The organism is Curtobacterium sp. P97, from assembly GCF_023712445.1.
In the GTDB taxonomy this organism is placed as follows: Bacteria; Actinomycetota; Actinomycetes; order Actinomycetales; family Microbacteriaceae; genus Curtobacterium.
This window is the reverse complement of record NZ_JAMAYF010000007.1, coordinates 1-12769: the sequence shown is the minus strand read 5'-3', so window position 1 is coordinate 12769 and position 12769 is coordinate 1. Positions and strand designations below refer to the sequence as shown.

Here is a 12769-nt window from a genome sequence, read left to right as displayed (position 1 = left end):
AGGATCGCAGGTGTGCACCAGGGCGAGCAGCATGACGGGGTCGTGACGGGCCTCCGGGCCGACGACGTCGACGACTTCGCACGCGGCACCGCGCTCCTCGGGTGCGGCGGTGGCGGCCAGGTGGACCACATGGCCCACGCCCTGCGGCGGGCGCTCGGCGACGCCCGGGTGCCGGTCGTGCCGGTCGGCGGCGGTGTCCGCGCGGTGATGGCGGTGGGGCTCGTCGGCTCGACCACCGTGCTCGAGGAGAAGACGCCGAGCGGGCGGGAGCTGCCCGACGCGCTCGCCGCGGTGGAACGCTGGACCGGCCGTCGGGCGGACGCCGTCGTCGCAGCGCAGATCGGTGGCGTCACCGGACCGGCCGCGGCGCTCACGGCGCACGCGGTCGGCCTGCCGCTCGTCGACGCCGACCTGGTCGGTCGGGCGACACCGCGCATCGACCAGCTCTCCCTGTTCGTCGGGTCGTCGCCCTCGGTCACCGCCGCTGCGGTGACGTCCAGCGGCCTGCGGATCGTGGTCGACGCGCCGGACCCGCGGGACCTCGAGACGGTCTGGCGCGAGGCGGTCTCGCACAGCGGCGGGTGGGCGGCGTTCGCGGTCGGCCCCGTCGACGCCGAGGTGCTCGCCGGACGCTGCATCACGGGCAGTGTCGACCGGGCACTGCGCACCGGACGCGTCGCTGCGGCCGCGGCCGGCGTCGAGGACCTCGTGGTCGGGCTCGACGGCGCTCGTGCCGTCGCCCGCGGCCGCGTGCTCGACGTGCAGCGCGGCGGCGACGCGGTCGCGTTCGTGCACGGGTCGATGGCGATCCGCGACGCGGCCACCGGCGCCGTCGTCCGGGTCGAGGCGGGCAGCGAGTGGGTGCACTGCCTGGTGGACGGTGAACCGGTCGCGAGCACGCCGAGCTGCATCGTCGTCGTCGACGCCAGGTCCCTGCGGCCCGTCAGCACCGAGCGAGCCCGGGTCGGGGACGAGCTCGCGGTGCTCGTGCTGCCCGGTGCGCCGTGGTGGTGGGCGTCGCCGGAGCGCACGGCACGCGTGGCGCCCCGCGCGTTCGGGATCGACGCCGACGCCGTGCCGGAGGCCGCAGCGTGATCCCCGTCTCGGACTTCCTGCCCCTGCTGCCCGAGGGCACGACGTTGCTCGTCGGACCGGCGACGGGCACGGTCACCACCGTGCGCGGACTCGTCGGCCCGCCCGAGCACGTCGGTCGGCAGCTCGGGACGGACGACTCCGCGGTCGTCCTGCTCACCCCGGTCGAGCGCTTCGACGCCCGGTTCGACGTGCTGCTCCGCCGGGCGGCGACCGCCGGCGTCGCGGTGCTCGTCGTCGGGCTCGCCGACGGGACACCGCTGCCCGGCGCCGGGACCGCCGCGCTCGCCGATCGACTCGGCGTCGCGGTGGTCGTGACCCCGGACCCGTGGGCCGCCTCCGTGCGGGTGCACGAGCTCATCGGGTCCGGGGACGCTCCCGCTGCCCGTGCCGCCGTCGTCGCGGCGCGCGTCGGACTCGACGCCGGACCCGCCCTGGACGAGCTGTTCACCCGGCTCGAGCACGAGCTCGGACACGCGATCCGGTTCCTCGACGCGTCGGGACGTCCCCTGCGTGGTGCGGGGGTCGCGCCGGCGACCGCGGCACTGCTCGCGCGCACGGTCGGGACGAGCGAGCCGGTCTGGGCGACCGACGACCGGGAGACGGTCGTGGCCGTGCCCGTCCCGACCGGCATCGGACCGCGGGCCTGGCTCGCGGTCGGCACCACCACGCCCGTGCGTGCCGAGCGGGTCGTGCTCGCGACCGCACTGCGGGTCGCGGCGGTCGCGGCCGGACACCGGCTCGTGCTCACCCGGCTCGACGACGAGCGCGACGCCCGGTACCGGATGGCGATGCTCGACGACCTCCGAAGCGCCGACGGGGCACCGGCGCCGCCCCTGGTGCAGCGGACCATCGCCGCCGGCTGGGAGCTCGACGCCTGGCACGTCGGCGTCCGGCTCGTCGCGCGGGAGCCGGTCGACGCGGTGGCCCTGCGACGCGAGGTCGAGACGGCGTTCGACGCGCACGGGCTCGACGTGGTGGTGGTCGAGCAGACCGACGGGTGGGCACTCTGGTGCTCGTCGTCCGACGAACCCGACCGTGCCGCGGTCGCCGCGCTCGCCGCCTCGGTGCGCGCCGCCCAGAACGCCCTGCGCTCCGCGGTCGACACGAACGCCGGCGTGGGCAGCGTGCACGCCGGTCCGGCGGGGCTCGTGCGGACGCTCGGCGAAGCGGGTGACGCCGTCCGCCTCGCCGCCGCGCGACCGGAGTCGGGCTTCTTCGTGCACGTCGACCGGCTCGGCCTCGCGCAGCTGCTGCTCGCGTGGACGCAGACCGACACGTTCCTGCCGGCGGCGGAGCAGCTCCTCGCGCCCCTGGAGCGCGGGGGCGGGGCGCTCCGCTCGACCCTGGCGGCGTACCTCGACGCGGAGTCCTCGGTGGCGGAGACGGCCGCGGTGCTCGGGGTGCACCGCAACACCGTGGCCGATCGCATCGACCGGGTGCAGCGGCTGCTCGGCGTGGACCTCGGCGACCCGGAGACCCGGCTCGCGCTGCACCTGGCGACGCGGGCGCTCGGCGGGGCGTAGCGCGGGGGCGACCGTGCGTCGTGCAGCGGATCGGTCGCCGCGTCGCGCGCTCCGGCGTCCCCGGGCTGTACGCGCCGCACGGCGTTCGGCACGATGGGTGCATGAGGACCCGCACCGTCGCGGCCACGGCCGTCGTGGTCGTGCTCGTCGCGCTCACCGGCTGCACGCAGCAGCAGACCTCCTTCGACGGGGTTGCGCGCGCGGCGTGCGAGACGAGGGTCGGGCCGGCGATCGTCGCCTGGTGGCGTGACCAGTACGGGACGACCCCGTGGAAGGTCGTCGACACCCGGTCGACGGGCGTCGAGCAGCGATCGTCCGGTCCGAGCGGGGTGACGGTGGCCGCCGTCACCGGGGAGTCGTCCGTGCGGCGCGAGGAGCACGGAACGGCGACGGAACCGGTCGAGTGGTCGTGCTCCGCGCAGACCACGGCCGACGATCCGTCGACGGTGTCGGCGACGATCCGGGAGATCACGCTTGGCTGAGCCCCACAGCCGATCGGTCGCACGTGCGCCGCTACGGACGCTCGGTGTCGTCGAGCGCGCCACCGGTGAGCGCCGACAGGCGCTCCAGCCCTGCCTCGGCGACGAGCTGGCGGGCGAGGGGGCGGGCGCGGTCCACCGCCTCGCGCACGTCGACCTTCGTGACGTCGCCGTCGGCGAGGCTCAGCTCGCCGTCGACCCAGACGTCGCGGACTTCACGGCTGCCCGCGACGAAGACGACCGCCTGGTAGGGGTCGTGCACGTTCGCCAGCGTGGGGGAGTCGCCGTCGAACACCACCAGGTCAGCGCGCTTGCCGGGCTCGAGCGACCCGATCTCCTGCTCCATCCGCAGGGCCCGGGCGCCGCCGATCGTGCCCATCTCGAGGGCTTCGCGTGCACTCATCGCGGTTGCCTGCAGGTCGCGGACGCGGGCGAGCAGGGCCGCGGTCTTCATCGCCTGCAGGAAGTCCTGCGAGTCGTTCGACGCCGGACCGTCGACCCCGATCCCGACCGGGACGCCGAGCGCTCGCAGTTCGGCGACCGGCGCGATGCCGCTCGCCAGGATGCCGTTCGCGACGGGGTTGTGCGCGACCCCGACGCCGTGCGTGGCGTAGCGCTCGCGGTCCTCGCGGTCGACCCAGACGCTGTGCGCGGCGATCACCGGGACCTGGAACATGCCCGTCGCCTCGGCGTGGCCGATCGCCGTCCGACCGGTGCGCTGCCGGGCGGCGGTGACCTCCTCGCGCACCTCGTGGAAGTGCACGTGCACCCCGTGGCCGCCCGCGACCGCGTAGTCGACGTGCTCCTGCCAGGTGTCGTCGGTGTACCGGCCGATCGACGAGACGCCCACGCGGAAGGTGCTGTAGCGGCTGGCGTCGGCGGCCTCGCGCAGGGCCTCGAACTCGTCGAGGATCGGGGTCGCGCCGAAGTCGCGGTCGACGTCGCCGGAGCCGAACGACACGACACCGCGGAGCCCGAGGTCCTCGAGTGCCTGCACGACACCCGGGGTCGCCGGCTCGTCGGGCACCGGGTCGGCGCAGAACATGTCGTTCGCGGTCGTCACACCGCTCCGGAGGAGCTGGATGCCCTGGAGCACCGTGCCGGCGTACGCCTTCTCGCGGGTCATCACCCGATTGACGCGGCCGATCAGTGCGGTGAGCCACTCCCACAGCGTGTACTGCGAGCCGATGCCCGTGATGAGCCCCTCGCTGAAGTGGCCGTGTGTGTTCACGAAGCCCGGGGTCACGATGTCGTACGCGCCGCCGCGGACGGGTGCGTCGGGATGCGCAGCGGACAGCTCGGCGAAGGTGCCGACGGCGGCGATGCGGTCCCCGTCGAGCAGGACGGCGCCGTCGCGGATCGCTGCGGGTGTGGAGGAGCCGTCCGGTGCGGCGGTGAGCACCCAGCCGGCGCGGATCAGGGTCTGCGTCATGGGGCGAACCTAGGGTGCCCGTGTTTCGCCGGTGTCACCGCGGAGTTTCCCCTCGGCGCCCGGAGGCGCAGTCGGAACCCGGAGTCGTCGTCGCCCGGTCGCGGCGGTGACGAGCGGTCGGTGCCGGTCGGTCCTCGTGCACTGGACCGCTCTGTGTGCGCTCGAATCGTCATACCGTTCAAGGCGCGTGGGAGCCCGTGCCCTTCGGGCTCCTCTCGCCCGGACGCTCGCGGCGCCGAGCGGGACGGCCGTGTCGAACCACGGATGCGACGTCGAACCACGGATGCGACGTCGAACCACGGATGCGAGGTCGAACCAGGCGCCGCCCCTGGTGCCGTCCCGGGAGCGTCGTTCGACGGGCACGACGCGCGCGCGTCAGGGGACCCGCGCGGGGACGCGGTGGATCGGGCCGGACCCGCCGGTCAGCGCCCCTCCCGAGGAGCCCGTCCGCACGGCGACGACCTCGGCCATGATCGCGACGGCCGTCTCGGCCGAGGTCCGCGCGCCGATGTCGAGACCGATCGGGGAGCGGAGCCGATCGAGGTCCGGCGTGCCGAGCGCGTGCAGTTCCGCGAGCCGCCGCTCGTGGGTCGATCGGGAGCCCATCGCGCCGACGTACCCGGCTCCGCGGCGGAGCGCCTGGTCGATCACCTCGGCGTCGAACCGGTCGTCGTGCGAGAGCACCACGACGGCGGTCGTCCGGTCCACGGGCAACCCCTCGAGCACGCGCGTCGGCCAGCCCACGATCCGCTCGTCCGCGGCCGGGAAGCGCTCGTCCGTCAGGAACACCGGCCGCGGGTCGACCACGATCACGGCGTAGCCGAGCACCGCGGCGGCGTTCGTCACGGCGACGGCGGTCTCGACGGCGCCGACGACGACGCAGCGGGGGCGGTGGTCACTGCGCTCGACGAAGACCCGGTCGCGGCACCCGTCCGGAGCGGTGACGACCACCCCGAGCGTCCCCGGCTCCAGCGAGACGGCGAGCGAGGTCGGCAGACCGGCCGCGGCGTCACGGAGCGCGCTCACGAGCAGGGCGTCGTCGGACGTGACCCGGTGGACGAGCACCTCCACGCGACCACCGCACCGGAGCGCGGGGGCCCACACAGCATCGGGGTCGTCGGGGGCGTCGTCGAAGCCGAACCGCTCGAACACCGCCTCGCCGGTGTCGAGCACCTGCTCGGCGGTGAGGAACAGCGAGCCCTCGACGCAGCCTCCGGAGATGGTGCCGACGACCTGTCCGCCCGGCAGCACCGCCATCGAGGTCCCGACGCCGCTCGGCGCGCTGCCGGTCATCGAGACCGCCGTCGCGACGACGACCGGTGCACCCGTGTCGAGGACGGCCAGGAGGCGCGGTGCCAGTTCGAACATCACGCACCTCCGGCGTCGGTCGCGTCGCCCTGCAGCAGCGCCCAGACACGGTCGCGCGTCATCGGGAGGCGGTACGGACGCACGCCGATCGCGTCGCGGACGGCGTTCGCCACCGCCGGGGCGACGGGGTTGTACGGGGCCTCGCTCATCGACTTCGCCCCGAGCGGTCCGAGCGGGTCGTGCGTGTCGGCGAAGCGGACCTCGGTGCGGGGCACGTCGGAGATCTTCGGCACCCGGTACGACCGGAAGGCGTCGGTGGTCACGCGACCGGTGTCGTCGAGCACGACCTCCTCGTACAGGGTCGATCCCATCGCCTGTGCTGCGCCGCCCTCGACCTGTCCGCGCAGCTGCTCGGGGTTCAGGACGGTGCCGGCGTCGACGGCCTGCACGCTGTGGAGCACCCGGACCTCGCCGGTCGGTCGGTGCACCGCGACACGGGCACCGTGCACCGTGAACGCGAGCGACCGCGGGGTGCCGTCGTGGCTGCCGTGCGCGACCAGCGGTCCCTCGGCGAGGAGCTCGGCGTGTCCGAGGACCTCGTCACCGACGCGGACGCCGCCGGGCAGGACCTCGACGGCGGGGCCGAGCGGCCCGGAGGCGGCACGGGGTGTGCGCGCGGCGACGATCCGGAGCGCGCGGGCGGTCAGCTGCTCGCGGAGGTCCTCGGCCGCCGCGAACAGCGCCTTGCCCGCCACGACCACCCCGGCGGAGCCGAACGCACCGGTGTCGTACTGCGCGGCGTCGGTGTCGGACTGGTGCACGTCGACCCGGTCCGGCGTGGAGCCGAGGGCGGTCGCGACGAGCTGGGTGTGCACGGTCGTCGTGCCGTTGCCGAACTCCGCCGTGCCGACCCCGATCCGGTAGCGGCCGTCCGTGGCGGCCTCGACGGTCGCGTGCGCGTGGTGCCCACGGGGCGGCATCGTCGCGATGGCGGCCAGCGCGATGCCGGTGCCGTACGCCCAGTCCCCGGAGCCGTCCGCCGTGGGCGGGTCGAGCGGTGGACCGTCCATCGCCGGGACCTCGGGCAGCGGCGCGCGCAGCGCGTCCTCCACCAGGTCGAGGCACTGGTCGAGGCCGTAGCTGCCCTCCCAGCGCAGGTCGTCCTCCTCGTCGGGATCGGTCACGACGAGGGGGTCGCCCGGCACGACGACGTTGCGCCGCCGGAGCTCGAACGGGTCGAGGTCGAGCCGACGCGCGAGCTCGTCCATCGCCGACTCGATCGCGAACACCACCTGGCCCAGGCCGTACCCGCGGAACGCCCCCGACGGCAGGTTGTTCGTGTAGACGGACTCGGCGTCGACCCGCTTCGCCGGGCAGCGGTAGACGGCGACCGACTCGCTGACCGAGTGGAACATGACGCCGACGCCGTGGTTCCCGTAGGCGCCCGTGTCCATCACCTGGTCGACGTGCATCGCGGTCAGGCGGCCGGACGCGTCCGCACCGAGCCGGACACGCACCCGCATCGGGTGCCGCGTGGGCGCGATCGTGAACTCGTCCCGGCGGCTGAACTCGTACTGCACGCTCCGACCCGTGCGCAGCACGGCGAGGGTGACGAGGTCCTCGGTGAGCATCTCCTGCTTCCCGCCGAACCCACCGCCGACGCGCTTGGCGACCACCCGCACACGCGACGGGTCGAGGCCGAAGACGTGCGCGATCTCGTCGCGGACCAGGAACGGGACCTGCGTGGCGGTCCGCAGCACGAGCCTCCCGTCCCGGTCCAGCGAACCGCGGGTCGCGTGCGTCTCGAGCGCCGCGTGGGAGACACGACCGGTGGTCCAGGTGCCGTCGACCGACGCGACGGCGGACGCCAGCGCGGCCTCGACGTCGCCGGTCTCGCCGTGCAGGGCCGCGACCACGTTGCGGCCGGGCTCGGCGATGCGGTGCTCGGCGGTCGTCTTGTCGCCGTGCAGCAGGGGAGCGCGCGGGCCGCGCGCGGCGTCGACGTCGTGCACGCTCGGCAGCAGCTCGTACTCGACCCGCAGCACGGCGCACGCCTGCTCCGCGATCCGGACGCTGTCGGCGACGACGGCCGCCACGCGCTGCCCTCGGAACCGCAGCACCCGGTCGAACACGCGGGTGTCGTCGGGGTCGTCGAGCCGCGAGTCGTGCCGCCCGGTCGAGAAGAGCACGCCGGGGTCGTCGTGGTGGGTGAGCACGAGGTGCACACCGGGCAGGACCTCGGCCGCGCTCGCGTCGATCGACACGACGCGGGCGTGCGGGTGGGGGCTGCCGAGGACCGCCACGTGCAGGAGCGCCTCGGTCGGGCGGACGTCGAGCGTGTACTCCTCGCCCCCGGTCACGATCCGCATCGCCGCCGGGGCCGCGACGGACGTGCCGACGGCGGCCCCGGCACCCGGGCACGCCGTGTTGCGCACGCCGTCGAGGGCGTCCTCGATCGCGCGGTACCCCGTGCACCGGCAGAGGTTGCCCTTGAGCGCCCGGTGTCGGTCGGCGAGCTGGTCGTCGTCGAGGGCGGACGCGGTGACGACGTACCCGGCGGTGCAGAACCCGCACTGGAACCCGGGGGCCTCGGCGTACGCCCGCTGCACGGGGTGGGGCTGCTCCGGCGTGCCGAGGCCCGCGGCCGTCGTCACCACGCGACCCTCGAGCCGGTGCGCCGGTGTGATGCAGGAGTGCACGGGCACCCCGTCGAGCAGGACCGAGCAGGCACCGCAGTCGCCGGCGTCACAGCCCTTCTTGACGCTGGTGACACCGTGCTCGCGGAGCAGGGTGCGCAGGACCTGGCCCGGCTGCGGGGCGGCGTCCACGGTCGTCCCGTCGACCTCGAACCTCATCGGGCGACCCCCTCCGCAGCAGCGAGACCCGAGCCGCCGGCCTCGGCGGCGAGTTCGGCGGCGAAGCGGCGGGACACCGCCCGACGCCAGTCGGGGGAGCCGTGCGGGTCGTCGTACCAGTCGTCGTGGGCGGCGAGCACCGTGTCGACCTCGGCAGCCGTGGGCACCGCGTCCCACCGCAGCACGACCGGTCGCGGGGTCCCGCCGGTGACGACGAGGACGAAGCCGTCGGCGTCCCAGCGCGCGGTCACGAGCGCGCCGGTCCGACCGTGGGGGCTGAGCGACACACGGCGGTACCCGGTGGTGCTCCTGAGCGCCGACTCCGGCACGTCGAACGCGCGGACGACCTCGCCGGGCGCCAGTGCCGTGGCGCGGACCCCGGTGACGAGGGCGGCGACGGGCAGGCGGCGATCCCCGCCGTCCGGCGTCCAGACGACCGCCGTCGCGTCCAGGGTCACCAGCAACGCCGTGATCGCTCCCGCGGGCAGCGCGGTCGCCACGTTCCCGCCGACCGTCGCCGCGTTCCACACCTTGAACGACGCGAGCAGGGCGTTCGCGCACCGCTCGACGAGGGGCCACGCACGCCACCCCGGCTCGGGGTCGAGCCGCAGCAGCGCCGCGATGGTGCACGTCGCACCGAGCCGCAGGCCCTCCGGCGTGTGCTCGGCGTCCGGCCAGCCCAGGCCGGTCAGGTCGACGAGGCCGGTGGTTCCCGGTTGCTCCTCGGAGTACAGCCAGGTGCCGCCGGCGAGCGGCTGCTCACCGGGTGCGAGCGCGAGGTCGTCGCGGTGCGACGGTGTCCGCAGGGTGCGGACGGTGACGAGGTCCATGCAGGGGTCCGATCGGGGTGGCGGGACGGGTGACGACGGTGTCGCCCGGTCGTCGGCCGTGCGCGATCATCCCGCGGTTCCACGCCGAGGACGCTCGGGGTGCGGTGCTGCGCGCCACGGTGCCTCCTCGGTCGGATCGGTTCGTGGCGGCAACGCTAGGGAACGGGTGTTTCGGCACCGTTACGGGGGAACGACGGCCGCGTCACGACCGGGCCGGCTCGGCGGACGGAGCTCGTGACCTGATCGACGCACCACCGAAACACGCGGCTGTCATCGTCGCCGCATGGACACCACCGCCACCGCAGCCCCCGTCAGCACGTCCGTCCGCCTCGGTGCGAACCAGTACGGCAAGGCCGAGGTCCGCCTCGTCCGGGTCACCCGCGACACCGACCGCCACGAGATCGAGGACCTGACGGTCACGACCCAGCTGCGCGGTGCGGCGCTCGCCGAGTCCTACACCGAGGGCGACAACGCGAAGGTCGTCGCGACGGACACGCAGAAGAACACCGTCTACGCGTTCGCGAAGGAGCACGGTGTGGGCGCCCCGGAGGAGTTCCTCCTCCGCCTCGGCCGGCACTTCGCGACGGCGTTCGACTGGTACGACGGGTCGACGCTGTCCGCCGAGCAGCACGCCTGGGAGCGGATCGCGGTCGACGGTCGGGCGCACGACCACGCGTTCGTCCGGTCCGGCCGCGGCACCCGCACCGCCGTGGTGCAGGTCGACGGCGACGACGTCCACGTGCTCGCCGGCGTGACCGACCTGACGGTCCTGAAGTCGACGGGCAGCGAGTTCCACGGCTTCCCGCGTGACGCGTACACGACGCTCGCCGAGACCGACGACCGGATCCTCGCGACGTCGGTCACCGCGCGGTGGCGCTACACACCCGAGGCGGTCGCCGACGGCATCGACTACGACGGGGTGTGGACCGGCGTGCTCGACCGGATGCTCGCGACCTTCGCGGACCTGCACTCGCTCGCCCTGCAGCAGACCCTGTTCGCGATGGGGCGCGCGGCGATCGAGTCGTTCCCCGAGATCGCCGAAGTGCGCTTCTCGATGCCGAACAAGCACCACTTCCTGGTCGACCTGTCCCCGTTCGGGCTCGAGAACCCGGGCGAGGTGTTCTTCGCCGCCGACCGTCCCTACGGACTCATCTCGGGCACGGTCGTGCGTGACGGGGTCGAGGACGCCCCGGCAGCCTGGACGTCCGTCCCGGCGTTCGTCTGAGCGGCGGCCCGCGCGTGCCGCGACCGGACGACCCGCTGCCGGTCGCCCCGCACGTCCCGCTGCCGGTGACCGGGGTCCTGCTCGCCGCCGGTGCCGGGACGCGCATGGGCATGCCGAAGGCGCTGGTGCGGACGACGGACGGGACGCCGTGGCTCGGGTCCGTGAGCCGGGCACTGCTCGACGGCGGCTGCGCCTCGGTGGTCGTGGTCCTCGGCGCCGCGGCCGGGGACGCCCGAGTGCTCGTGCCGGACCTGCCGTCCGTCCGCACGGTGGTCGCCGAGCACTGGGCCGAGGGACCCGGTGCGTCGCTCGCGGCGGGGCTGCGGGTGCTCGACGACGGGGTCGTCGCGTGCGTCGCGCTCGTCGACCTGCCGACGATGCCACCGACGGTCGTGCGCCGCGTCATCGGGGCGTCTGCGGGTGCGGACGTCCTGCGGCGTGCCGCGTTCGACGGCCGACCGGGTCACCCGGTGCTGGTCGGTCCGGCGCACCGCGGGGCGCTCGTCGCGGCGGTCACGGCCGACCCGGGGGACCGGGTCGCCGGTGCCTGGCTCCGGCGGGCGGGGGCCTCCGCGGTCGACTGCGCGGACCTGTGGAACGGCGAGGACCGGGACCGCCCGACGCCCGGACCGCCCGTCGAGCAGGCCGCTGACGGCTCAGTCGCCCCAGTCGCCGAGTGCGAACCGGTACGACTGGTAGGTCGCGTCCACGATCCCGATGCCGAGCACCACCCAGAAGACCCACCGTGAGCGACGACGGCCGGCCAGCGTGGAGGCCACGAGCACCATGAGCGGGAACTGCACCGAGCTCTCGCGGGCCATCGAGGTCCACGCGTAGCTCGTCCCCATGGACACCACCATGAGGCCCGTGTACACCAGCTCGGGCCACCACCGCTTCGCGATGAGGAAGCCGACCGCGACCAGGTAGACCGCGACCATCACGATGTCCGACCACTCCTGGAACTGCCCCGACCCGGTCGTCCCGGTCGCGATCCGGAGCGTCGTGCGGAACGTCTCCCACGGCCACTGCGTCTCGCGGTGCCACCCGAGCTTCTGGACGAGGAACCAGTGCGTCGGGTTTCCGGTCTGGTGCCAGAGCCAGGCGAGGTAGTAGCCCAGGCCGAGCGACCCCACCGCACCGAAGGCGGCGGCTCGCCACAGGCGCGACCAGAACGGCCGGATCCGCGGGCCGAGCAGCTGCGCGACGACCAGGGCCGCCACGAGGTAGACCGTCTCCACACGGATCAGTCCCGCCGGGATGCAGAGCAGCGCCCCGGTGAGCCAGCGGCCGCGCTGGACGAGCAGCCAGGCGGCGATCGCGAAGGCCAGGTAGGGCGACCCGGCGTACGGCGCGACCATGAAGTGGGCGTAGGGCCCCGCGACCAGGAGCGCGACGGCGCCGGCCGCGACGCGCGCGTCGAAGCGGTCGCGGACGACCTTCCACAGCAGCACCGCGGCGACGGCGGCGGAGAGGCCGGTCACGAGCCACATGGCCGCGGCGACCTGGGTCGGGTTCGGGGTGACGGTGAAGAACACACCCTCGGCGACGAAGCGGGAGAGGAAGGGGTACCCGGGCAGGAACGCCTCGTCGAACGGCACGACGCCGAAGGTCGGGTAGCCGGCCAGGGCGACGTGCAGGTAGTTCTCCGCGTCCCAGTGGTTCAGGACGGTCGGCAGCGTCCGCAGGCCGAGCTGTCCCGGTCGCTCGACGAGCCAGGCGACGAGGGCGGCTCCCTCGAGCAGCACCCGGGCCACCGCCCAGATCGCCAGCGCCGCGAGCGTCCCGCGAAGCGCCCGTCGACCGCGGTCGTGCAGCGCTCCGGAGGGGTCGTGCGTCGACTCGCCGACGAGGTGGTCGGGGCGGTCGAGGGGCGTCGGCGGCGCGGTCGCGGTGCTCACCGGAAGATCCTAGGTGGGCCGGGAGCCTCCGACCCGGCACCGGTGCGACACGGATGACGGACGGACGGACGGACGGGAGGCGCGGGGGCCCCCCGCCCCCCCCCCCCCCGCCCGCCCCGGGGGC

Annotated in this window: 10 protein-coding genes; 5 read left to right on the top strand and 5 right to left on the bottom strand. The window is 74.7% G+C overall.

Annotated elements, in window-relative coordinates:
• Positions 1-12: 12 nt before the first annotated feature.
• The 3 genes from M3677_RS08895 (at position 13) to M3677_RS08885 (ending at position 3100) form a co-directional block, all read left to right on the top strand.
• Positions 13-1095, top strand: coding sequence for a DUF917 domain-containing protein (locus M3677_RS08895; RefSeq protein ID WP_251160300.1), 1083 nt, complete (start codon positions 13-15; stop codon positions 1093-1095).
• On the top strand, positions 1092-2618 hold the full coding sequence (locus M3677_RS18400) for a helix-turn-helix domain-containing protein (protein ID WP_251160299.1): 1527 nt from the start codon (positions 1092-1094) through the stop codon (positions 2616-2618). Before M3677_RS08895 ends, M3677_RS18400 begins: the two co-directional genes overlap by 4 nt.
• Positions 2619-2719: 101 nt before the next feature.
• Positions 2720-3100, top strand: a complete 381-nt coding sequence (locus M3677_RS08885) for a hypothetical protein (RefSeq protein WP_251160298.1) — start codon at positions 2720-2722, stop codon at positions 3098-3100.
• Positions 3101-3131: 31 nt separating this feature from the next.
• Here the strand turns inward: M3677_RS08885 and M3677_RS08880 are convergent, their stop codons facing one another.
• The 4 genes from M3677_RS08880 to M3677_RS08865 form a co-directional block, all read right to left on the bottom strand.
• Positions 3132-4529 carry an amidohydrolase family protein gene (locus tag M3677_RS08880; RefSeq protein ID WP_251160297.1) on the bottom strand — a complete coding sequence of 466 codons (1398 nt, stop codon included), beginning with the start codon at positions 4527-4529 and terminating at the stop codon, positions 3132-3134.
• A 375-nt stretch (positions 4530-4904) separates the two neighbouring features.
• On the bottom strand, positions 4905-5897 hold the full coding sequence (locus M3677_RS08875; protein ID WP_251160296.1) for an XdhC family protein: 993 nt from the start codon (positions 5895-5897) through the stop codon (positions 4905-4907).
• Positions 5897-8692 carry a molybdopterin cofactor-binding domain-containing protein gene (locus M3677_RS08870; RefSeq protein WP_251160295.1) on the bottom strand — a complete coding sequence of 932 codons (2796 nt, stop codon included), beginning with the start codon at positions 8690-8692 and terminating at the stop codon, positions 5897-5899. Before M3677_RS08870 ends, M3677_RS08875 begins: the two co-directional genes overlap by 1 nt.
• Positions 8689-9522, bottom strand: coding sequence for a xanthine dehydrogenase family protein subunit M (locus M3677_RS08865; protein WP_251160294.1), 834 nt, complete (start codon positions 9520-9522; stop codon positions 8689-8691). The genes M3677_RS08870 and M3677_RS08865 overlap by 4 nt, the downstream gene beginning before the upstream one ends.
• Positions 9523-9805: 283 nt before the next feature.
• On the opposite strand from M3677_RS08865, the gene pucL reads away from it, so the two are divergent.
• Together pucL and M3677_RS08855 are read left to right on the top strand one after the other, a co-directional pair.
• Positions 9806-10747 (top strand): factor-independent urate hydroxylase, encoded by a 942-nt coding sequence (gene pucL / locus M3677_RS08860; protein WP_066655738.1) that lies wholly within the window; start codon positions 9806-9808, stop codon positions 10745-10747.
• A gap of 14 nt (positions 10748-10761) precedes the next feature.
• Positions 10762-11496: an NTP transferase domain-containing protein gene (locus M3677_RS08855; protein WP_251160293.1), complete on the top strand. Its 735-nt coding sequence runs from the start codon at positions 10762-10764 to the stop codon at positions 11494-11496.
• Here M3677_RS08855 and M3677_RS08850 read toward each other — a convergent pair.
• A complete protein-coding gene (locus M3677_RS08850) occupies positions 11404-12645 on the bottom strand; it encodes a mannosyltransferase family protein (RefSeq protein WP_251160292.1) in 1242 nt (413 codons plus the stop codon). The genes M3677_RS08855 and M3677_RS08850 overlap by 93 nt on opposite strands.
• Between the last annotated feature and the right edge of the window lie 124 nt (positions 12646-12769).

Bases quoted from the DNA above. Each gene is read 5' to 3' on its own strand.
- pucL (WP_066655738.1), top strand. From the start codon at position 9,806: ATGGACACCACCGCCACCGCAGCCCCCGTCAGCACGTCCGTCCGCCTC.
- M3677_RS08875 (WP_251160296.1), bottom strand. From the start codon at position 5,897: ATGTTCGAACTGGCACCGCGCCTCCTGGCCGTCCTCGACACGGGTGCA.
- M3677_RS08880 (WP_251160297.1), bottom strand. From the start codon at position 4,529: ATGACGCAGACCCTGATCCGCGCCGGCTGGGTGCTCACCGCCGCACCG.
- M3677_RS08865 (WP_251160294.1), bottom strand. From the start codon at position 9,522: ATGGACCTCGTCACCGTCCGCACCCTGCGGACACCGTCGCACCGCGAC.
- M3677_RS08870 (WP_251160295.1), bottom strand. From the start codon at position 8,692: ATGAGGTTCGAGGTCGACGGGACGACCGTGGACGCCGCCCCGCAGCCG.
- M3677_RS08885 (WP_251160298.1), top strand. From the start codon at position 2,720: ATGAGGACCCGCACCGTCGCGGCCACGGCCGTCGTGGTCGTGCTCGTC.